This is a genomic window from Bacillus sp. SIMBA_005 (genome assembly GCF_046535585.1).
In the GTDB taxonomy this organism is placed as follows: Bacteria; Bacillota; Bacilli; order Bacillales; family Bacillaceae; genus Bacillus; species Bacillus pumilus.
Genome location: NZ_JAWRWI010000556.1, coordinates 1 through 265, shown reverse-complemented (window position 1 = coordinate 265; position 265 = coordinate 1). Strand labels below are relative to the sequence as shown.

The 265-nt window shown below is 39.2% G+C and carries 1 pseudogene; it reads right to left on the bottom strand.

Features of this window, described 5'->3' with window-relative positions:
- Window positions 1-265 (bottom strand): annotated as a pseudogene (locus tag SB660_RS21280) (DNA mismatch repair protein MutS); the annotation flags it as partial.

Genomic DNA, 265 nt, shown 5'->3' with positions numbered 1-265 from the left:
CTTCAATAATTTCTAGCGCACGACCCGCGTGAAATTCTGGCTTTGTAAAACGATATTTCTCTGAGACGCTCGCAAAGCTAAGCAATACATCTAATTCACTTATACTCGCAGCTAGTGCTTGTACCCGTGGGATATATGATTTTAATTGTTCACGAATTTCAACAAAGAGGTTGTACTCTAAAGCTAAGCTTTCTTCCTCTGCATTCAAAATAAGTGCCTCTTTTTCTTTTAGTTCCTGCGTAATGTAACGCTCTGCATTTGCAAG